Genomic DNA, 19,348 nt, shown 5'->3' on the forward strand with positions numbered 1-19,348 from the left:
TATTTTTTAAAATGAAAGTAAAAAAGCAAGGGTAGTTTCTTTTTTGAGAATTGTCACAAAATTTGCTATAATAGTGACTATGAATAGAGTAAGAGTCAGCAAAAGGGTTGAAAAGAAGCTCGCTAAAGGAATAGTTTTACTAGAAGCTAGCGACCTTACAGACGTTCATCTCAAGGATCAGGAAGTAGAAGTCTATCGTCAAGAAGGCACCTTTCTTGGTACTGCCTACCTTTCTCAGCAAAACAAGGGCTTGGGATGGTTTGTGAGCACAGACAAGGTGACCTTCAGTCAAGCTTTCTTTGAAACGCTGTTTAGACAAGCTAAAGAAAAGAGAAGTGCCTACTATCAAGATGAATTGACAACTGCCTTTCGTCTCTTCAACCAAGAGGGAGATGGCTTTGGCGGTCTGACAGTGGACCTTTATGGCGACTACGCTGTCTTTTCTTGGTATAACTCTTATGTTTATCAGATTCGCAAGGTTATCTCAGAAGCCTTTAGACAGGTTTTTCCTGAGGTTTTAGGAGTATATGAGAAGATCCGCTTTAAGGGTTTGGACTATGAATCTGCCCATATTTATGGCCAAGAAGCACCTGAATTTTTCACTGTTTTGGAAAATGGTGTCCTCTATCAAGTCTTTATGAATGATGGCTTGATGACAGGGATTTTCCTAGATCAGCATGAAGTTCGCGGTAGTTTAGTGGATGGATTGGCTATGGATAAATCCTTGCTCAATATGTTTTCTTATACAGCAGCTTTTTCAGTAGCTGCGGCCATGGGGGGAGCAAGCCAGACAACTTCTGTTGATTTAGCCAAACGTTCACGAGAATTGTCTCAAGCGCATTTTCAGGCAAATGGAATCAGCACAGACGACCATCGTTTCATAATCATGGATGTCTTTGAGTATTTCAAGTATGCTAAGCGAAAAGGCTTGACTTACGATGTGATTGTCTTAGATCCGCCTAGCTTTGCTCGGAACAAAAAACAAACGTTCTCTGTGGCCAAGGATTATCACAAGTTGATTTCCCAGAGTCTTGAGATTTTAAATCCTGGAGGGATTATCGTTGCTAGTACCAATGCTGCCAATGTATCCCGCCAGAAATTTACAGAACAAATTGATAAAGGCTTTGCAGGAAGAAGTTACCAGATTTTAAATAAATACGATCTTCCAGCAGATTTTGCCTATAATAAAAAAGATGAAAGTAGTAATTACCTCAAGGTGATTAGTATGAAGGTTAGTAAATGAAATTAATTGTTTCAGTAATGCCAAGAAGTTTAGAGGAGGTCCAGGCTCTGGATGCTACGAGGTACCTGGATGCCGACATCATTGAATGGCGTGCCGACTATCTGCCTAAAGAAGCGATTTTGCAGGTGGCTCCAGCTATTTTTGAAAAATTCGCAGGCCGTGAATTGGTTTTCACGTTGCGAACTCGTTCTGAAGGGGGAGAAATCGACCTTTCTCCAGAAGAATATATCCATCTAATCAAGGAAGTGGCACAACTCTATCAACCAGACTATATTGATTTTGAGTATTACAGCTACAAGGATGTTTTTGAGGAAATGCTGGACTTCCCAAATCTCGTTTTGAGTTACCATAATTTCCAAGAAACACCTGAAAACATGATGGAAATCTTGTCAGAGTTGACGAGCTTAAATCCAAAACTTGTTAAGGTTGCGGTGATGGCTCACACGGAGCAGGATGTGCTAGACTTGATGAACTATACACGAGGCTTTAAAATCCTCAATCCTGAGCAGGAATATGTGACGATTTCTATGGGCAAGGTGGGCAAGGTCTCTCGTATCACTGCGGATGTGACAGGTTCTAGCTGGTCTTTTGCTAGTCTAGATGAGGCCAGTGCCCCAGGTCAGATTTCCTTAGCTAACATGAAAAAAATTCGGGAGATTTTGGATGAAGCTTGATGGCTATACACGTTTAGCTGCCGTTGTTGCCAATCCTATTAAGCATTCTATTTCCCCCTTCATCCATAATAGGGCCTTTGAGGCGACAGCTACCAATGGTGCTTACGTGGCTTGGGAGATTGAAGCGGGTGATTTGGTAGAAACAGTGGCCAATATTCGTCGCTACCAGATGTTTGGCATCAACCTGTCCATGCCCTATAAGGAGCAGGTGATTCCTTTTTTGGATGAGTTGAGCTATGAAGCGCGCTTAATTGGTGCGGTTAATACGGTTGTCAATGAGAATGGCAATTTAATTGGATATAATACAGATGGCAAGGGATTTTATAAGAGCTTGCCTTCTTTTACAATTTCAGGTAAAAAGATGACTCTGCTGGGTGCAGGTGGTGCGGCTAAATCAATTTTGGCACAGGCTATTTTGGATGGTGTCAGTCAGATTTCTGTCTTTGTTCGTTCAGTTTCTATGGAAAAAACAAGACCTTACCTAGACAAGTTACAGGAGCAGACAGGCTTTAAGGTGGACTTGTATGTTTTAGAAGATGTTTCTGAACTGCAAGCAAGGATTGCTGAGTCTGATTTACTAGTCAATGCGACAAGTGTAGGGATGGATGGTCAATCATCTCCAGTTCCTGAAAACATAGTCATACCAGAAACTCTCCTAGTAGCAGATATCATTTACCAACCCTTTGAAACGCCGTTTTTGAAATGGGCCAGAAGTCAAGGAAATCCAGCGGTCAATGGTCTGGGAATGTTGCTCTATCAAGCTGCAGAAGCTTTTCAACTGTGGACAGGCAAGGAAATGCCAACAGAAGAGATTTGGCAGTCTTTAACAGAAAAATACCAATAAAGAAAGGGAGATTCTCCTATGAAAATCAGAATCGATATTCCTCGTCATCCTTATGATATTCAGATTGAAAAAGGCTGTCTGGCTCAGGCTGGTCAATGGTTGCGAGAACTCTGGCAACCACAAAAAGTAGTCATTGTGACAGATAACCATGTAGCTTCTCTTTATGCAGAGAAGGTCAAGCTCAGCCTAGAAGATGCTGGTTTTCAGGTAGTAGTTTTTGACTTTTTAGAAGGGGAAGAAAGAAAGAATTTAACCACTGTTCAGAAAGTCTATGAATTTTTAGTCAAGCAAGGTCTGACTCGTAGCGATGGAATCGTGGCTCTTGGTGGCGGTGTCGTTGGGGACCTGGCTGGTTTTGTAGCCTCTACCTATATGCGGGGCATTCATTTTGTTCAGATACCGACCAGTTTGACTGCTCAAGTTGATTCGTCTATCGGTGGAAAGACAGGTGTTAATACTCCATTTGCTAAAAATATGGTGGGTACCTTTGCCCAACCAGATGGGGTTCTGATTGATCCGCTTGTCCTTGAAACGCTTGGAAAAAGAGAGTTGATTGAAGGGATGGGTGAAGTTATCAAGTATGGCTTGATTGAGGATCCAGAACTGTGGAAAATTTTGACGGAGCTAGATGGTTCTGTAGAGAGCATACTGGAATATGCAGAGACCTTGATTGAACATTCTTGCCAGGTTAAGCGCAAGATGGTGGTTGATGATGAGTTGGACAATGGTGTTCGCCTTTACCTCAATTTTGGCCACACTATTGGTCATGCCATTGAAGCAACGGCCGGTTATGGAAAAGTCATGCATGGAGAAGCTGTGGCCATGGGAATGGTACAGATTTCCAAGGTTGCTGAGGAAAAAGGCCTTATGTCAGAAGGGATAACCCAGTCTATTACAGCTATGTGTCAGAAATTTGGACTACCTGTTGACTATGAAAACTGGGATGTTGATAAGCTTTATCAGGCTTTGACTCATGATAAGAAAGCGCGTGGCAATACCTTGAAATTGGTCTTGGTGCCAGAGCTCGGTTCAGCGACTATCCACTCAGTTTCTCTGGAAGAGATGAAAGACTACTTGGTAAAATAAGGAGAGTGTATGAGATATTTAACTGCAGGAGAATCACACGGTCCCCGTCTGACGGCTATCATTGAAGGAATTCCAGCTGGACTTCCTTTGACAGCTGATGATATCAATGGCGACCTTAAACGCCGTCAGGGTGGATACGGCCGCGGTGGCCGTATGAAGATTGAGAGTGACCAGGTTGTCTTTACTTCGGGTGTTCGCCATGGGAAGACGACAGGGGCTCCCATTACCATGGATGTCATCAATAAGGACCACCAAAAATGGTTGGATATCATGTCTGCGGAAGACATTGAAGAGCGACTTAAAAGCAAACGGAAAATCACTCATCCTCGGCCAGGTCATGCCGACTTGGTTGGGGGCATCAAGTACCGTTTTGACGATTTGAGAAATTCTTTGGAGCGTTCATCTGCCCGTGAAACCACCATGCGGGTGGCAGTTGGGGCAGTAGCCAAACGCCTCTTGGCTGAGCTGGATATGGAGATTGCCAACCATGTTGTAGTCTTTGGTGGCAAGGAAATCGATGTTCCTGAAGATCTCACAGTTGCTGAGATTAAGGAAAGAGCTGCCCAGTCTGAAGTTTCTATTGTCAACCAAGAAAGAGAACAGGAAATCAAGGATTATATTGACCAAATCAAACGTGACGGTGATACCATCGGTGGGGTTGTGGAGACAGTCGTTGGAGGTGTTCCAGTTGGTCTTGGTTCCTATGTCCAATGGGACAGAAAATTGGATGCAAGATTGGCCCAAGCTGTTGTCTCTATCAATGCCTTTAAAGGGGTGGAATTTGGTCTTGGCTTTGAAGCTGGTTATCGTAAAGGCAGCCAAGTCATGGATGAAATTCTCTGGTCTAAAGAAGACGGTTATACCCGCCGTACCAATAATCTAGGTGGCTTTGAAGGTGGTATGACCAATGGGCAATCTATCGTTGTTCGAGGCGTGATGAAGCCCATTCCTACTCTCTACAAACCACTCATGAGTGTGGATATCGAAACCCACGAACCTTACAAGGCAACTGTTGAAAGAAGTGATCCGACCGCTCTTCCAGCTGCAGGTGTAGTTATGGAAGCTGTTGTGGCAACGGTTCTGGCACAAGAAATCCTTGAAAAATTCTCATCAGACAATCTAGAGGAATTAAAAGAAGCAGTGGCAAAACATCGAGACTATACAAAGAACTATTAAGGAGTTCCTATGGCAAAAACAGTCTATATCGCAGGTCTTGGATTGATTGGAGCCTCTATGGCCCTTGGCATCAAACGCGATCATCCAGATTATGAAATTTTAGGTTATAATCGCAGTCAAGTTTCGAGAGATATCGCCTTGAAAGAAGGCATGATTGACCGTGCAACGGATGATTTTGCTAGTTTTGCTCCTCTGGCAGATATCATTATTCTCAGTTTGCCAATCAAACAGACCATTGCTTTCATTAAGGAGTTGGCTAACTTGGACTTGAAAGAAGGAGTGATTATCTCAGATGCTGGTTCGACTAAGTCAGTCATTGTGGATGCGGCGGAGCAATATTTGGCTGGCAAACCTGTTCGCTTCGTCGGAGCCCATCCCATGGCTGGTAGTCACAAGACAGGGGCTGCTTCTGCGGATGTCAATCTTTTTGAAAATGCCTATTATATCTTTACGCCTTCGAACCTGACAAGTTCTGACACACTTGCGGAAATGAAGGATCTGCTTTCAGGTCTTCATGCTCGTTTTATCGAGATTGATGCCAAGGAGCATGATCGTGTGACTTCTCAGATTAGCCATTTTCCTCATATTCTGGCTTCCAGTCTCATGGAACAGACCGCGGTTTATGCTCAAGAACATGAGATGGCAAGGCGCTTTGCGGCTGGTGGTTTTCGAGATATGACTCGAATTGCGGAAAGCGAGCCAGGTATGTGGACTTCCATTCTCTTGTCCAATCGTGAGACTATTCTAGATCGAATTGAGGATTTCAAGGAACGATTGGATGAGGTTGGCAAGGCCATCAGCAAGGGTGATGAAAACCAAATCTGGAACTTTTTCAATCAAGCGCGTGAGCAACGTCAGGCTATGGAAATCCATAAGCGTGGTGGTGTGGATAGCTCTTATGACCTTTATGTCGATGTTCCCGATGAAGAAGATGTTATCCTGAGGATTTTGGAACTGCTACGTGGAACTTCCTTGGTCAATATTCATATCAACGAGGAAAACCGTGAGGATATTCACGGGATTCTACAAATTTCATTTAGAAATGCTCAAGACTTGGAACGAGCCGAGCATCTCATAACAGAAAATACCGACTACACAGTCGTAATCAAATAAGGAGAAAATTATGTCAAATATTTATGATAGTGCAAACGAACTCAGTCGCGGTTTACGCGAATTACCAGAATACAAGGCTGTAAAAACAGCTAAAGATGCTATTTCAGCAGATGCTGAGGCAAGCAAAATCTTTACAGAATATGTTGCTTTCCAAGAGGAAATTCAAAGACTAGCGCAGACAGGTCAAATGCCAGATGCTTCCTTCCAAGCTAAGATGGAAGGCTTTGGCAAGCAGATTCAGGGGAACAGCCTTTTGTCAGAATTCTTTACCAAGCAACAACAATTGGCAATTTACCTTTCTGATATTGAAAAAATTGTTTTCGAACCAGTTTCAGAATTGCTAAAATAAGAAAATAACTATCATAAAGTCAGAAATTTTAAGGAATTTCTGGCTTTTTATGATAAAATAGGTAAAAGTATTGCAAGTATGAGGTCCAGTATGAAACTAAAAACAAACATTAGCCACTTACACGGCAGTATCCGAGTTCCAGGTGACAAATCTATCAGTCACCGTTCCATTATTTTTGGAAGCTTGGCTGAGGGTGAAACTAAGGTTTATGATATCTTGCGTGGTGAAGATGTCTTGTCAACCATGCAGGTATTTCGTGACCTCGGCGTAGAGATTGAGGATAAGGACGGTGTCGTTACTATTCAAGGTGTTGGGATGGATGGATTGAAAACACCTCAGAAAGCCCTGGATATGGGGAATTCTGGGACATCTATTCGTTTAATTTCAGGCGTTCTTGCTGGTGCAGACTTTGAAGTAGAGATGTTTGGAGATGATAGTCTTTCCAAACGTCCTATGGACCGTGTGACGATTCCACTGAAAAAAATGGGCGTTAGTATTTCAGGTCAAGCTGAGCGAGACCTGCCTCCCCTTCATTTAAAAGGGACGAAAAACCTAAAACCTATTCATTATGAGTTGCCAATTGCTTCTGCCCAAGTTAAGTCAGCCTTGATTTTTGCGGCCTTGCAGGCTCAGGGGGAGTCTGTAATTATCGAAAAAGAGTGCACTCGTAATCATACTGAAGATATGCTGCAACAATTTGGTGGTCATTTAAGTGTGGATGGTAAGAAAATCACAGTCCAAGGGCCTCAAAAACTGACTGGACAAAAGGTAATTGTTCCAGGAGATATTTCCAGTGCAGCCTTTTGGCTAGTCGCAGGTTTGATTGTTCCAAATTCTCGTGTAGTGCTGAAGAATGTGGGTATTAACGAAACGCGTACAGGTATCATCGATGTCATTCGCGCCATGGGTGGAAAATTGGAAATAACTGAAATCGATCCAGTCGCTAAGTCTGCTACCTTAACTGTTGAGTCTTCAGACCTGAAAGGAACAGAGATTGGTGGAGTTTTGATTCCACGATTGATTGATGAATTGCCCATTATTGCTCTTCTTGCTACCCAAGCACATGGTGTAACAGTTATCAAGGATGCTGAGGAACTCAAGGTCAAGGAAACAGACCGCATTCAGGTTGTGGCAGACGCCTTAAATAGCATGGGTGCGGATATCACACCTACAGCAGATGGAATGATTATCAAAGGGAAATCAGCCCTTCACGGTGCTAGAGTCAATACTTTTGGAGACCATCGTATCGGCATGATGACGGCTATCGCGGGCCTCTTGGTTGCAGATGGACAAGTGGAGCTTGACCGTGCTGAAGCCATCAATACCAGCTATCCTAGCTTCTTTGATGATTTGGAGAGCTTGATTCATGGCTAAGGTATTACTAGGATTTATGGGGGCTGGCAAATCGACTATTGCAAGAGGCTTGGACCCTAATTACCTTGATATGGATGCCCTGATTGAGAAACGCTTAGGTATGTCCATTGCGGAATTTTTCTCGGAAATGGGAGAAGAGGTCTTTCGACAGGTAGAGTCAGAAGTATTAGCTGAGTTACTACAAAGAGATCAAGTTGTGTCAACTGGTGGAGGAGTGGTCGTTTCTCAGCGAAATCGTGACTTACTAAAGAACAATTCTGATAACATCTACCTGAAAGCTGATTTTGAAATCCTCTACCAACGCATATCAGCTGATAAGGACAATCAGCGCCCGCTTTTTCTAAATAATAGCAAGGAAGAACTTGCAGCTATTTTCCAAGAACGACAGGCCTGGTATGAGGAAGTAGCCAGTCGGGTTTTGGATGTGACCAAGCTAAATCTAGAGGAAATTATAGAGGAACTGAGATGAAAATTGCTTATCTAGGTCCCAAGGGATCATTTTCACATCACGTTGTGCAGACAGCTTTTCCTCATGAGGAATTGCAGGCCTTTGCCAACATTACAGATGTCATCAAGGCCTATGAGCAAGGCTTGGTGGACTATTCTGTGGTGCCAGTTGAAAATTCTATCGAGGGTAGTGTTCATGAAACCTTGGACTACCTTTTTCATCAGGCTCGCATTCAAGCAGTGGCAGAAATCGTTCAGCCTATTCATCAGCAGTTGATGGTGGTCCCAGGTCATACTAAAATTGAAAAGATTTTTTCTCATCCACAGGCTTTGGCTCAAGGAAAGAAATTCATCGATGAACAATATCCAGAGGTTCAAATTGAGGTGACAGCCAGTACAGCCTATGCGGCCCGCTTTATTTCCGAACATCCTGATCAGCCTTTTGCGGCTATTGCACCAAGAAGTTCTGCTGAAGAATATGGCTTAGAACTGATTGCCGAGGATATTCAGGAAATGGAAGCCAATTTTACCCGTTTCTGGGTTTTGGGATCCGAAAGGCCTAGTATTCCCTTGCAAGCACAAACTGAGAAAATGAGTTTGGCCTTGACCTTACCGGACAACCTTCCCGGTGCCCTCTACAAGGCTCTTTCGACCTTTGCTTGGAGAGGAATTGACCTGACAAAAATTGAAAGTCGTCCACTCAAGACAGCACTGGGGGAATACTTTTTCATTATCGATGTGGATTATGCCGATAAGAATCTGTTCCACTTTGCCCAAAAAGAATTAGAAGCGATTGGAATCCAGTATAAAGTTCTGGGTGCCTATCCCATTTATCCAATATCAGACCATGGAAAGGAGAGAAGATGAGTAAAGAAAATCCTTTAAACCATCACGAGCAGTTGCGTTATGACTATCTTTTTAAGAACATTCATTACCTCAATGAGCGAGAGAAAAAGGAGTTTGCTTACCTGCAAGGTAAGTTAAATATGGCTAGCAGAAGTGAGACTTCTCCAGAAATTCATAATGAAAATCATGATATGGAAGAGTCTTTCATGGAACCAATCAATCAGTCTCCTCTTCCATCCTATGGTAACCGAAGTCGTGCAAAAAAATACCAGAAAACTCATTCTCATCCAAAGGTTAAGTCCAAAAAACGTAAGATTCGTTGGGGGCGCATTTTTGCAGGATTGCTTGCTCTTCTAGCCTGTGTCGGTTTTGGCATGATTTTTATGTTCCTAAAAGGCTATTCAAATGCGGATCCAAATAAACCTGCCAATGCTAAGGCAGCTCAAGTAGAAGTTTTTCATGGTCAAGATACCAAGGATGGGGTTAATATTTTGATTATGGGGACGGATGGACGAATTGGCCAAAACAGTGCCGAGACGAGAACGGACTCTATTATGGTACTAAATGTTGGCGGCTCAGATAAGAAAATTAAACTGGTTAGTTTCATGCGTGATAACTTAGTTTATATTGATGGATATAGTAAGATTATCAACGGGAAGAAACAAACAGATAACAAGTTAAATGTAGCCTATGAACTAGGGGAACAAGAAGGCCAAAAAGGGGCAGAAATGGTTCGCCAAGTATTGAAAGATAATTTTGACTTGGACATTAAGTACTATGCCTTGGTTGATTTCCAGGCCTTCGCAACCGCTATTGACACTCTCTTCCCTGATGGGGTGACGATTGATGCCAAATTTTCAACCTTAGAAGGTCAACCTTTAACCGAAGCTACGGTCGGAGATGATTTACATGCTACGGAAACAGAGTCACCAACCCAGACTATCAAAGTTGGGAAACAGCAGATGAACGGTTCAACCTTGCTAAATTATGCTCGCTTCCGTGATGATGATGAAGGTGATTACGGTCGTACCAAGAGACAACAGCAAGTGTTGACAGCTGTTCTGCAACAACTCAAGGATCCAACCAAACTCTTTACTGGATCAGAAGCACTTGGTAAGGTCTTTGGGATGACCTCTACGAATGTTCCTTATAGTTTCCTACTGACCAATGGCTTATCCTTCCTAGATGGAGCGCAAAATGGCATTGAGAGATTAACAGTTCCAGAACTAGGTGATTGGGTAGATGATTACGATGTTTATGGAGGGCAGGCACTCTTAGTAGACCAAAATAAATATCAAACTAAACTTTCTCAGATGAGGATGAGATAAACTAATATAGGAAAAATCAAGGTTCGAATCACCAGTAAAATAGTGGTTTGAACTTTGATTTTTCTTAGTGTCTGATGGATTTTTAGGGCTTTTTTATGGTATAATAAAACGATATAACTCGTTATTGAACAGAAGAGGAGAGACATGAGTGATTTGAAAGCAATTCAGGCACGTAGTCTGGAAATGGCTGAATATTTTGTGGCCTTTTGTAAAGAACATGATTTGCTTTGTTATCTTTGTGGTGGAGGTGCTATTGGTGCCCTTCGAAACAAGGGGTTCATTCCTTGGGACGACGACCTAGATTTTTTTATGCCCCGTAAGGATTATGAAAAATTGGCAGAATTATGGCCTCGTTATGCAGATGAGCGTTATTTCTTGTCAAAGAGTAACAAGGATTTTGTCGACCGCAATCTTTTTATTACCATTCGTGACAAGGAAACCACCTGTATCAAACCTTATCAGCAGGATTTAGAATTACCACATGGTCTAGCCTTGGATGTTTTGCCTTTGGATTATTATCCGAAAAATCCAGCTGAGCGGAAAAAACAGGTTCGTTGGGCACTGATTTATTCACTGTTTTGTGCGCAAACTATTCCAGAAAAGCATGGTGCAGACATGAAATGGGGAAGCCGTATTTTACTGGGGGTGACTCCCAAATATCTCCGTTATCATATTTGGAAAAAAGCTGAAAAAGAAATGACCAAGTACAGTCTGGCTGAGAGCGATGGAATCACGGAGTTATGCTCAGGGCCTGGCTACATGAGAAATAAGTACCCAATCGCTTCCTTTGAAGACAATCTCTTCTTGCCATTTGAAGGGACAGAGATGCCCATTCCAGTTGGCTACGATGCCTATCTCAGCACTGCTTTTGGTGATTATATGACGCCGCCACCAGCAGACAAGCAAGTACCGCATCATGATGCTGTCATCGCTGATATGGATAAGTCTTATACAGAATACAAGGGAGAATATGGAGCATGATGGGAGAAAAAATAAGCGTTATCGTTCCAGTATACAATGTAGAAGTCTATCTGGAGCGATGTGTGGAGTCAATTCTTCATCAGACTTATACCAATTTTGAACTAATCCTAATAAATGATGGGTCTACTGATTCTAGTGGACAAATCTGTGATCATTTAGCAAATCAGTATGAGAATATCAAGGTTTACCATATCGAAAATGCTGGTGTTTCTAATGCAAGAAATGTTGGAATTCAGCTAGCGACAGGTGCTTGGATAACTTTTGTTGATAGCGATGATTTCGTCACCAATGATTATCTAGCTACTTTAGCTAGTGCAGTTGAGGGAGAACATGTAGGTTTTGTGATTGCTCCTCTACATCATATCAAAAATGGAATAGTGACAGATTTACCCCCGTATTCTGGTAGAAAAGAATTTTGGTCAACAGAAGAAACTATGAAAGAATTACTGATGACCACTAAGACATCATTCTTTCCAGTCGCAAAACTATTTAAGAGAGACCTGCTTACGGATGAAAAGTTTAATACAAATTATCACCTAGCTGAAGATGCCTTATTTTTAACGGAATTGTTACTAAAGACAAGATGTAGTAGTGTATTCATTGATAAACCAATTTATTATTATGATCATCGTGAGGGAAGTGCGACAACATCTGTTAATCGGTATGTATTTGATACGATAGAAGTTTATAAGAACATCATTGCTCAAGTATCACAAGTCTTTCCTAATTTAAAATACGAATTAATAAATAGAGAATGTTGGTCGTACATCACAGTTTACGATAAAATTATCTTTACTTCACGTGAAGAGTATCAAAAGGAGAAAGCCGAGCTGAGGACTTGGATTGTTCAGCATCGACGCGAAATATGGAAGGATGCTTATTTCACTACTTTTCGCAAGGTAGCGATCTTTTCACTTGTCATTTCTCCATGGCTATATAAGAAAATTGTTGGATTAAAAAACTAATATCATGAGAAGGAGTTGAAAATGAATTTTTCAAAATTGGATGAATACTTTGAAAAATCAAAACTATGGATTGCGTATCTATTTGTTTTTATTTCGATTTTAAGTATGAGTTCACTGGTTTATAAGATAGCAAATCCCCTCTACAAGGGATTATCAGCGATTGTAGTGCTTTATATTTGCTATACCTTATTGTTTAAGTGGAAAGAAATCACAGTAGATCGCAAATTTCTATCCTTATTTGGACTCTTAGCTGGAAGTCATCTGCTATCAGCTATTTTCAATCGCTCTGGACATCTGATTGGAAATGTGATTGAAATCCTCTTCATGGTAACCTATGTTTTATTATTTACCATGTTACAATCAGGGAAACTTAAAAAATTATTTGACTGGATTGCCTATACGGTTCAAATTGTATCTTTTTCTTCAGCAATTTTTGCGTTTGGTTTATTGATAAGTAGAGTCCTTATCCTATTTAAGATTGGCGAACAATCTTATTACTATGGTGTTATGAATGGACGTCTGTGGGGGATTGTTAATCCAAATGCTAGTGCGATATTTTCATACATTAGCATTATTTTGGCTATGTATTTGATTCATAAAGGAAGTAAATATTCTGTCTATCTTAAACTGAATAATGTGATTCAATTAGTTTACTTCGCAACCATGCAAAGTAGAGGAGCTTTATTATCTTTAGTGTTAATGATTGGGTTTTATAGTTTCTTTATTAACGGGGGCAAGTTAGCTAAGCGATTTCTAATCTTTATTGTTTCTGCTTTACTTGTTTCTGCTGCTAACATCGGATTGAGTTATGTAACCTCTATTTACATATCCTCGGGGAAAGCGACTGTATTAGACTTAAATAAAGGACAATCTTATGCAGAAACGGATTCTTCAGTTATAAAAAAAACAGGTGAACTTCATCTAATAGAAACAACACCTAGTGGTAGAACTTATATTTGGAAAAATGCTATCAAAATGGGAAGTGAGAAACCAATTTTTGGTTATGGTGTAAGAAATGTTCCAGATTATTACACAAAATATTTCAGTAAATTTGAGATTCAAAATTCTCTTATTGGTGGAAATTTCCATAACATTTTGGTAACGATATTTGTTAGTTCTGGAATTTTAGGTTTAGTATCCTTTCTACTTCTACTAGGATATATAATTAAGCGCTTTTTGACTTATTTGATTGTTTCTAAAAAGAACTCTGAAAAGTTGATTATGATTCTTTTCTTTGGCATCTTGTTCGGTCAATTATTTGAAAGTCAGATTATGTACTCAACTAACTTTATTAATATTATCTTTTGGTTGATTATTGGTTATGGATTAGTTGTTTGCAAACGTGATGAAGGTATTCGTTATCAGGAAGTAACTGATATTAGAGAGATTCAACAGATGGAACTAGGAATCATGGAATACATTCATGAAACTTGTCAGAAAATTGGTGTCAAATATTTCCTAGCTTATGGCAGTCTTATCGGTGCGGTTCGTCATAAAGGTTTTATTCCTTGGGATGATGACATGGATATCTGTATGTTACGAGAAGATTATGAAAAGTTGCAAGACTATCTTATTGCTAACCCTGATGAACGTTACGAAGTGATGTCTTATAAGAATAATCTCAACTATGTCTATCCCTTCATGAAAGTGCAGGATAACCATACCTACTTGCTAGAAGAAGATGTTCGCATTGATTCAAATATGGGGATTTATGTAGATATTTTCCCTGTAGATGGCTACGAGAATGATGCAAATTTCAAGAACAAGATGACAAAGCTGATAAAGAAACGTCAATTGAGTTGCTATACATTTAAAGGTATCACCAATACAAAAAGTGTTCTGAATTCACTGATACGCTATATTTCAGTTATTATTTTTTATTTCACAAATACAAATAAATACGTTGCACAAATTGAAGAACTTGCTAAATCACGTAAAGTGTCAGATTATGAGGAAGTGGATTATCTTATCTACAAGGATATGAACAAACCAGTGTGGAGACGCGAATGGCTGGAACAAGTTACTACTGGAACATTTGAAGGTAAGGAATTTATGATTCCAAAAAATTATCATGAAATTCTGACCTCGGACTACGGAGACTACATGCAACTACCACCAGTTGAGCTAAGGTTCTCTCATCATGATTTTCAATTGTGGAAAATTATTAAGGTATCTCAGTGATGTTATTGAAATGAAGAAACCATTGATTCAATGTAAAAAGATTAGGAGTGAATAATAGATGTCAGAGAAAATTTTGACTCTTGAAGAAATTAAACAAATTGAATTAGATATTTTAAACTATTTGCATGAATTGTGTGAGGAACATGAAATCAAGTATTTTATTGATTTTGGAACCTTACTAGGAGCTGTACGCCATAAAGGATTTATACCTTGGGATGATGATACAGATATTTCCTTAGCGCGTGATGAATTTGAAAAGCTCTATGAGATATTAAAAAATGAAAAACATCCCTACTATAGATTAATTTCATATAGAGAAACAAAGGGATATCCTTATACATATATGAGAGTTTATGATGTTAGAACAAGAAGAGATGCTAATCTTTTAGATAAGTCAGTTATTCTAGGTACTTGTGTTGACATTTTTCCATACGATGGAGTTGTTACAGATGAACGTGATAGAAAACAGATGAAGCTTTATAAGCAATTTATTAGACTTTCGTCTCTGAATTTTAAAGGAGTCAAAATAGATAATGGAGGTATCAAGAATTTACCACGTTATTTTGCATCTGCAATTTTCAGACTGACTTCTCCACAGAAATGGAATGAAAAATTGGAGAAGTTAGCTTTGCAATATGATGTTGAGCAGGCTACAGATCTTGCATGTACTACTTATGACTCTTACTATCCAAGTGGAATTAAGAAAGAGTGGTTATATGATACAATTGAAATGCCATATGAGAATATTCTTGTGAAAGTTCCTAGAAAATTCCATGAGATTCTGGTTTACGAGTTTGGTGAAAACTATATGACTCTTCCGCCTATTGAAAATCAAAATCCAGGAACTGATAAAAATTACTGGATTGATTGATTTATGAACAAGTTACTTTGATTTGATAATTTGATAAAATAAATAGCCTACCTATCTACTGGAGTATTCCTTGTTTTAGATAAGTAGGTTATTTTTTAATTTCTTTTAATCTTAGCAAGTGCAAGATTGAGTGCATAGTGGAGTGTTTTATCTTTGGTAAGAAATAGCGTCAAGAGATAATAGATACCGCAAGTCGCAACAGTCGAGAGAACCATGAGTATCATATTGAAGTTGACTGTGTAAGAGTTGATTTGGAAAAGGAATTTAAACGCTAAGTAGATTGGAATGAATCCGAGCGATACAATAGTATAGCGTGTTAAAGTAGTAAAGATTTCTTTTAAGTCAAGCAGATGATGCTTCTTGATAAAGTAAATTTCCAGTAGAACAACTACAGTTTCTGCAATAATAGTAGTAGCAATGTAGTACTCTGGTGCAAAAATATTATTGAAATACAAGAGACTGTTGAGTAGGATATTAGCTCCGCCACCAATAAAGTAAAAGGCTGTTAAACGATTTTCGTGGTCGTTGATGAAGATAATTTGTTTACCGAGAATCAACTCAATGGCCCAGATGATTGTACGAAAGGCGAAAACACTAGTCACAATACCTGCTTCGAGGTATTTTTCAGAAGAGTAGATAACTGCCGCGTAGTTTCCCAACACCATCATTCCAATACTGGTTGGAATGATAAGGAAATAAAAGAGGGCAGCTCCTTGGTTCAGAAGATTTTTATAAGATTCGTAGTCTTTCTTACCGAGATAGTAGCCGAGACGTGGAATACTGACGTTGATAGCTCCACTCAGGACACTTGCAATCAACATGACGATGCTAGAAGCAATGGTATAATAAGAAATGTAGTTTTCATCAGGCCCTTTGGTGATAAACATTCTATCAAGCAAGGTGTAGAGCATATTGGCATTAGCTAGAAGCAACATGGTCAAGAGTGGCTTAGATGCTTTGATTAATTCCATGAGACCAATTTTGACAAAGGAAACTTCTCTCTTGATCCAAAGAAAACTGAGCAGGTAGTTGAGGATAGTTGTCGCACTCATGACGATGGCATAAGGAATGATATCATCTGCAGTTTTAACAAAGGTAAAGATAGCAACCAGCATGGCAATCCGAATAATCAATGTCTTGTAAAGGATGAAGGCATAGTTTTCATAAGCTTCGTTCATCCATTCGATATAAAGGAATTGGAAGAGAGCCTGGACACCAAGTATGTAGTAGAGTTCTTTCAAATTTTCAATACTATTATCTAGGTAAATAAACAAAAAATAGATACTTGTTGTAAGGACAGAAGTAATTACAGATATATAGAATAACTTGGAGAAGACATAATTAATCTTATCTTTATCGTCCTTAACCTTACTGATAGCTCGAATCCCGTAGTTGTATATCCCAAAGGCAGCTAGTGGAATGACAAAGCTAGCCCAGGTATTGGCGGTATTGAAATAACCGTAGTTGGATTTGCTGAGAATCCGCGTCAGATAAGGATTGGTTATCAGAGGAAAAACGATATTGAGAACATTGACTAGTAAGCTAGCCAGTGCATTAACTTTTATATTTTTCATTGTACTTTCTTTCTTGTATTGTAAAATGGTCTCTAGTATTATATCACATTCTCGCTTCATTCTTTTGATAAAATCTTAAAAATCTAGTATAATAGATAGAACTGAAAGTATGAGGTTACTAGCAATGAAAATGAAACAAATTAGTGATACAACTTTGAAAATCACGATGTCTTTAGAGGATTTGATGGATCGTGGCATGGAGATTGCTGACTTTCTCGTTCCTCAAGAAAAAACAGAAGAGTTCTTTTATGCTATCTTGGATGAGCTAGAGATGCCTGAGAGTTTTTTGGATACAGGTATGTTGAGCTTCCGTGTGACTCCAAAACCTGATAAGGTCGATGTCTTTGTAACCAAATCAAAGATTGACCAAAATCTAGATTTTGAAGACTTATCGGATTTACCAGATATGGAAGAATTGGCTCAAATGTCGCCTGATGAATTTATCAAAACCTTGGAAAAGAGCATTGCAGAAAAGACTAAAGATGATATTGAAGCGATTCAATCTCTAGAGCAAGTCGAAGCCAAGGAAGAAGAGCAAGAACAGGCTGAACAAGAAGCTGAGGGCAAGAAAGAGCCTTATATCTACTACATCCTTTCTTTTACAAAATTGGCTGACTTGGTGGCTTTTGCCAAGACAGTGACTTTTGAGATGGAAACTTCTGAACTCTACAAGATGAATGAGCGCTATTATTTGACCATTTTAGTGGATATTGAAAATCATCCAAGTCCATATCCAGCTTGGCTATTGGCTCGTATGCGCGAGTTTGCAGACGATAGTGATATCAGTCGTTCAGTCTTACAAGAGTATGGTCAAGTCTTGATGAATCACGATGCAGTGCTCAATCTGCAAAAGATTGGATAATCCTTTATGGAAAGCTATTTCTAGATTAAAGAGCGAATCATCAGATTCGTTTTTTCTTTTCTAGATTGAAATAGTGATTTACTATAATAGGAATTTTCACAAAATTCTGTTATAATGGCTATATTAGAAAATTTCGAGGAGACAAACATGACAGTTAAAATTGCTTTATTAGGATTTGGTACCGTTGCAAGTGGTGTGCCTTTCCTCCTAAAGGAAAATGGAGAAAAAATCAATCAATCAGCACATTCAGAAATTGAAGTTGCTAAAGTATTGGTTAAGGATGAAGATGAAAAGAATCGCTTGCTTGCAGCAGGGAATGACTTTAACTTTGTAACCAATGTTGATGACATTTTGTCAGACCAAGATATTACTATCGTAGTGGAATTGATGGGGCGTATCGAACCTGCTAAGACTTTTATCACTCGTGCCTTGGAAGCTGGAAAACACGTTGTTACTGCCAATAAGGACCTTTTGGCTGTCCATGGTGCAGAATTGTTAGAAATCGCTCAAGCTAACAAGGTAGCACTTTACTACGAAGCAGCAGTAGCTGGTGGGATTCCAATTCTTCGTACCTTGGCAAATTCCTTGGCTTCTGATAAAGTCACGCGCGTGCTTGGAGTCGTTAACGGAACTTCCAACTTCATGATGACCAAGATGGTGGAAGAAGGCTGGTCTTACGATGATGCTCTTGCGGAAGCGCAACGTCTAGGATTTGCAGAAAGCGACCCGACAAATGACGTGGATGGGATTGATGCAGCCTACAAGATGGTTATTTTGAGCCAATTTGCCTTTGGCATGAAGGTTGCCTTTGACGATGTAGCCCACAAGGGGATTCGTAACATCACACCAGAAGACGTAGCTGTAGCTCAAGAACTCGGATATGTAGTGAAATTGGTTGGTTCTATCGAGGAAACTCCTTCAGGTATTGCTGCAGAAGTAACACCAACCTTCCTACCTAAAGCGCACCCACTTGCCAGTGTGAATGGGGTAATGAACGCTGTTTTTGTAGAATCTATCGGTATCGGTGAGTCTATGTACTACGGACCAGGTGCGGGTCAAAAACCAACTGCAACGAGTGTTGTAGCAGATATTGTCCGTATCGTTCGTCGCTTGAATGATGGTACCATTGGCAAAGACTTCAACGAATATAGCCGTGACTTGGTCTTGGCAAATCCAGAGGATGTCAAAGCAAATTACTACTTCTCAATCTTGGCACCAGACTCAAAAGGTCAGGTCTTGAAGTTGGCTGAAATCTTTAATGCCCAAGATATTTCCTTCAAGCAAATCCTCCAAGACGGCAAAGAGGGTGACAAGGCGCGTGTTGTGATCATCACACACAAGATTAATAAAGCCCAGCTTGAAAATGTCTCAGCTGAATTGAAGAAGGTTTCAGAATTCGACCTCTTGAATACCTTCAAGGTGCTAGGAGAATAA

General features: G+C 39.9%; 18 protein-coding genes. 17 read left to right on the forward strand and 1 reads right to left on the reverse strand.

Annotation, left to right across the window (positions count from 1 at the left end):
- Positions 1-79 precede the first annotated feature (79 nt).
- The 15 genes from MK482_RS04955 to MK482_RS05025 all read left to right on the forward strand — a co-directional run bounded on the left by MK482_RS04955 (position 80) and on the right by MK482_RS05025 (position 15,478).
- Positions 80-1,243 (forward strand): class I SAM-dependent rRNA methyltransferase, encoded by a 1,164-nt coding sequence (locus MK482_RS04955; protein WP_268718142.1) that lies wholly within the window; start codon positions 80-82, stop codon positions 1,241-1,243.
- Positions 1,240-1,917, forward strand: a complete 678-nt coding sequence (aroD, locus tag MK482_RS04960; RefSeq protein WP_004259794.1) for a type I 3-dehydroquinate dehydratase — start codon at positions 1,240-1,242, stop codon at positions 1,915-1,917. The genes MK482_RS04955 and aroD overlap by 4 nt, the downstream gene beginning before the upstream one ends.
- Positions 1,907-2,761 (forward strand): shikimate dehydrogenase, encoded by an 855-nt coding sequence (locus MK482_RS04965; RefSeq protein ID WP_268718143.1) that lies wholly within the window; start codon positions 1,907-1,909, stop codon positions 2,759-2,761. The genes aroD and MK482_RS04965 overlap by 11 nt, the downstream gene beginning before the upstream one ends.
- 18 nt (positions 2,762-2,779) lie before the next feature.
- Complete coding sequence (gene aroB, locus MK482_RS04970) at positions 2,780-3,847, forward strand: 3-dehydroquinate synthase (protein ID WP_268718144.1); 1,068 nt, start codon at positions 2,780-2,782, stop codon at positions 3,845-3,847.
- 9 nt (positions 3,848-3,856) lie between these two features.
- Positions 3,857-5,023: a chorismate synthase gene (gene aroC / locus MK482_RS04975; RefSeq protein WP_004259785.1), complete on the forward strand. Its 1,167-nt coding sequence runs from the start codon at positions 3,857-3,859 to the stop codon at positions 5,021-5,023.
- Positions 5,024-5,032: 9 nt separating this feature from the next.
- Complete coding sequence (locus tag MK482_RS04980) at positions 5,033-6,136, forward strand: prephenate dehydrogenase (RefSeq protein WP_268718145.1); 1,104 nt, start codon at positions 5,033-5,035, stop codon at positions 6,134-6,136.
- Positions 6,137-6,146: 10 nt separating this feature from the next.
- Positions 6,147-6,485 carry a YlbF/YmcA family competence regulator gene (locus MK482_RS04985; protein ID WP_054386691.1) on the forward strand — a complete coding sequence of 113 codons (339 nt, stop codon included), beginning with the start codon at positions 6,147-6,149 and terminating at the stop codon, positions 6,483-6,485.
- A gap of 90 nt (positions 6,486-6,575) precedes the next feature.
- Positions 6,576-7,859, forward strand: a complete 1,284-nt coding sequence (gene aroA, locus MK482_RS04990; protein ID WP_261087678.1) for a 3-phosphoshikimate 1-carboxyvinyltransferase — start codon at positions 6,576-6,578, stop codon at positions 7,857-7,859.
- A complete protein-coding gene (locus tag MK482_RS04995; RefSeq protein WP_261087675.1) occupies positions 7,852-8,328 on the forward strand; it encodes a shikimate kinase in 477 nt (158 codons plus the stop codon). Before aroA ends, MK482_RS04995 begins: the two co-directional genes overlap by 8 nt.
- Complete coding sequence (gene pheA, locus MK482_RS05000) at positions 8,325-9,173, forward strand: prephenate dehydratase (protein WP_261087674.1); 849 nt, start codon at positions 8,325-8,327, stop codon at positions 9,171-9,173. Before MK482_RS04995 ends, pheA begins: the two co-directional genes overlap by 4 nt.
- Positions 9,170-10,480, forward strand: coding sequence for an LCP family protein (locus tag MK482_RS05005; protein WP_261087671.1), 1,311 nt, complete (start codon positions 9,170-9,172; stop codon positions 10,478-10,480). Before pheA ends, MK482_RS05005 begins: the two co-directional genes overlap by 4 nt.
- 144 nt (positions 10,481-10,624) lie before the next feature.
- On the forward strand, positions 10,625-11,461 hold the full coding sequence (locus MK482_RS05010) for a LicD family protein (RefSeq protein WP_268718146.1): 837 nt from the start codon (positions 10,625-10,627) through the stop codon (positions 11,459-11,461).
- Positions 11,458-12,426 (forward strand): glycosyltransferase family 2 protein, encoded by a 969-nt coding sequence (locus MK482_RS05015; protein WP_268718147.1) that lies wholly within the window; start codon positions 11,458-11,460, stop codon positions 12,424-12,426. The genes MK482_RS05010 and MK482_RS05015 overlap by 4 nt, the downstream gene beginning before the upstream one ends.
- A 21-nt stretch (positions 12,427-12,447) precedes the next feature.
- On the forward strand, positions 12,448-14,607 hold the full coding sequence (locus MK482_RS05020; protein WP_124787303.1) for a LicD family protein: 2,160 nt from the start codon (positions 12,448-12,450) through the stop codon (positions 14,605-14,607).
- A 58-nt stretch (positions 14,608-14,665) separates the two neighbouring features.
- On the forward strand, positions 14,666-15,478 hold the full coding sequence (locus tag MK482_RS05025; protein ID WP_124787304.1) for a LicD family protein: 813 nt from the start codon (positions 14,666-14,668) through the stop codon (positions 15,476-15,478).
- A 95-nt stretch (positions 15,479-15,573) separates the two neighbouring features.
- On the opposite strand, the gene MK482_RS05030 is transcribed toward MK482_RS05025, so the two are convergent.
- Entirely contained in the window at positions 15,574-17,052 is a 1,479-nt protein-coding gene (locus tag MK482_RS05030; RefSeq protein ID WP_124787305.1) for an oligosaccharide flippase family protein, read from the reverse strand.
- 124 nt (positions 17,053-17,176) lie between these two features.
- Between MK482_RS05030 and mecA the strand changes: the two genes are divergently transcribed.
- Together mecA and MK482_RS05040 are read left to right on the forward strand one after the other, a co-directional pair.
- Positions 17,177-17,914, forward strand: a complete 738-nt coding sequence (mecA, locus tag MK482_RS05035; RefSeq protein WP_124787306.1) for an adaptor protein MecA — start codon at positions 17,177-17,179, stop codon at positions 17,912-17,914.
- Between the two features lie 147 nt (positions 17,915-18,061).
- Positions 18,062-19,348, forward strand: coding sequence for a homoserine dehydrogenase (locus tag MK482_RS05040; protein WP_124787307.1), 1,287 nt, complete (start codon positions 18,062-18,064; stop codon positions 19,346-19,348).

Origin of the sequence: Streptococcus mitis, from assembly GCF_026782865.1 — a bacterium.
GTDB lineage: Bacteria > Bacillota > Bacilli > Lactobacillales > Streptococcaceae > Streptococcus > Streptococcus mitis_CG.

Coding starts and splice junctions, on each gene's coding strand:
- MK482_RS05040 (WP_124787307.1), top strand. CDS start 18,062: ATGACAGTTAAAATTGCTTTATTAGGATTTGGTACCGTTGCAAGTGGT.
- aroA (WP_261087678.1), top strand. CDS start 6,576: ATGAAACTAAAAACAAACATTAGCCACTTACACGGCAGTATCCGAGTT.
- MK482_RS05020 (WP_124787303.1), top strand. CDS start 12,448: ATGAATTTTTCAAAATTGGATGAATACTTTGAAAAATCAAAACTATGG.
- MK482_RS05025 (WP_124787304.1), top strand. CDS start 14,666: ATGTCAGAGAAAATTTTGACTCTTGAAGAAATTAAACAAATTGAATTA.
- MK482_RS04955 (WP_268718142.1), top strand. CDS start 80: ATGAATAGAGTAAGAGTCAGCAAAAGGGTTGAAAAGAAGCTCGCTAAA.
- MK482_RS04995 (WP_261087675.1), top strand. CDS start 7,852: ATGGCTAAGGTATTACTAGGATTTATGGGGGCTGGCAAATCGACTATT.
- MK482_RS04965 (WP_268718143.1), top strand. CDS start 1,907: ATGAAGCTTGATGGCTATACACGTTTAGCTGCCGTTGTTGCCAATCCT.
- MK482_RS05005 (WP_261087671.1), top strand. CDS start 9,170: ATGAGTAAAGAAAATCCTTTAAACCATCACGAGCAGTTGCGTTATGAC.
- MK482_RS04985 (WP_054386691.1), top strand. CDS start 6,147: ATGTCAAATATTTATGATAGTGCAAACGAACTCAGTCGCGGTTTACGC.
- aroD (WP_004259794.1), top strand. CDS start 1,240: ATGAAATTAATTGTTTCAGTAATGCCAAGAAGTTTAGAGGAGGTCCAG.
- aroB (WP_268718144.1), top strand. CDS start 2,780: ATGAAAATCAGAATCGATATTCCTCGTCATCCTTATGATATTCAGATT.
- pheA (WP_261087674.1), top strand. CDS start 8,325: ATGAAAATTGCTTATCTAGGTCCCAAGGGATCATTTTCACATCACGTT.
- MK482_RS05030 (WP_124787305.1), bottom strand. CDS start 17,052: ATGAAAAATATAAAAGTTAATGCACTGGCTAGCTTACTAGTCAATGTT.
- MK482_RS05015 (WP_268718147.1), top strand. CDS start 11,458: ATGATGGGAGAAAAAATAAGCGTTATCGTTCCAGTATACAATGTAGAA.
- MK482_RS05010 (WP_268718146.1), top strand. CDS start 10,625: ATGAGTGATTTGAAAGCAATTCAGGCACGTAGTCTGGAAATGGCTGAA.
- MK482_RS04980 (WP_268718145.1), top strand. CDS start 5,033: ATGGCAAAAACAGTCTATATCGCAGGTCTTGGATTGATTGGAGCCTCT.
- aroC (WP_004259785.1), top strand. CDS start 3,857: ATGAGATATTTAACTGCAGGAGAATCACACGGTCCCCGTCTGACGGCT.
- mecA (WP_124787306.1), top strand. CDS start 17,177: ATGAAAATGAAACAAATTAGTGATACAACTTTGAAAATCACGATGTCT.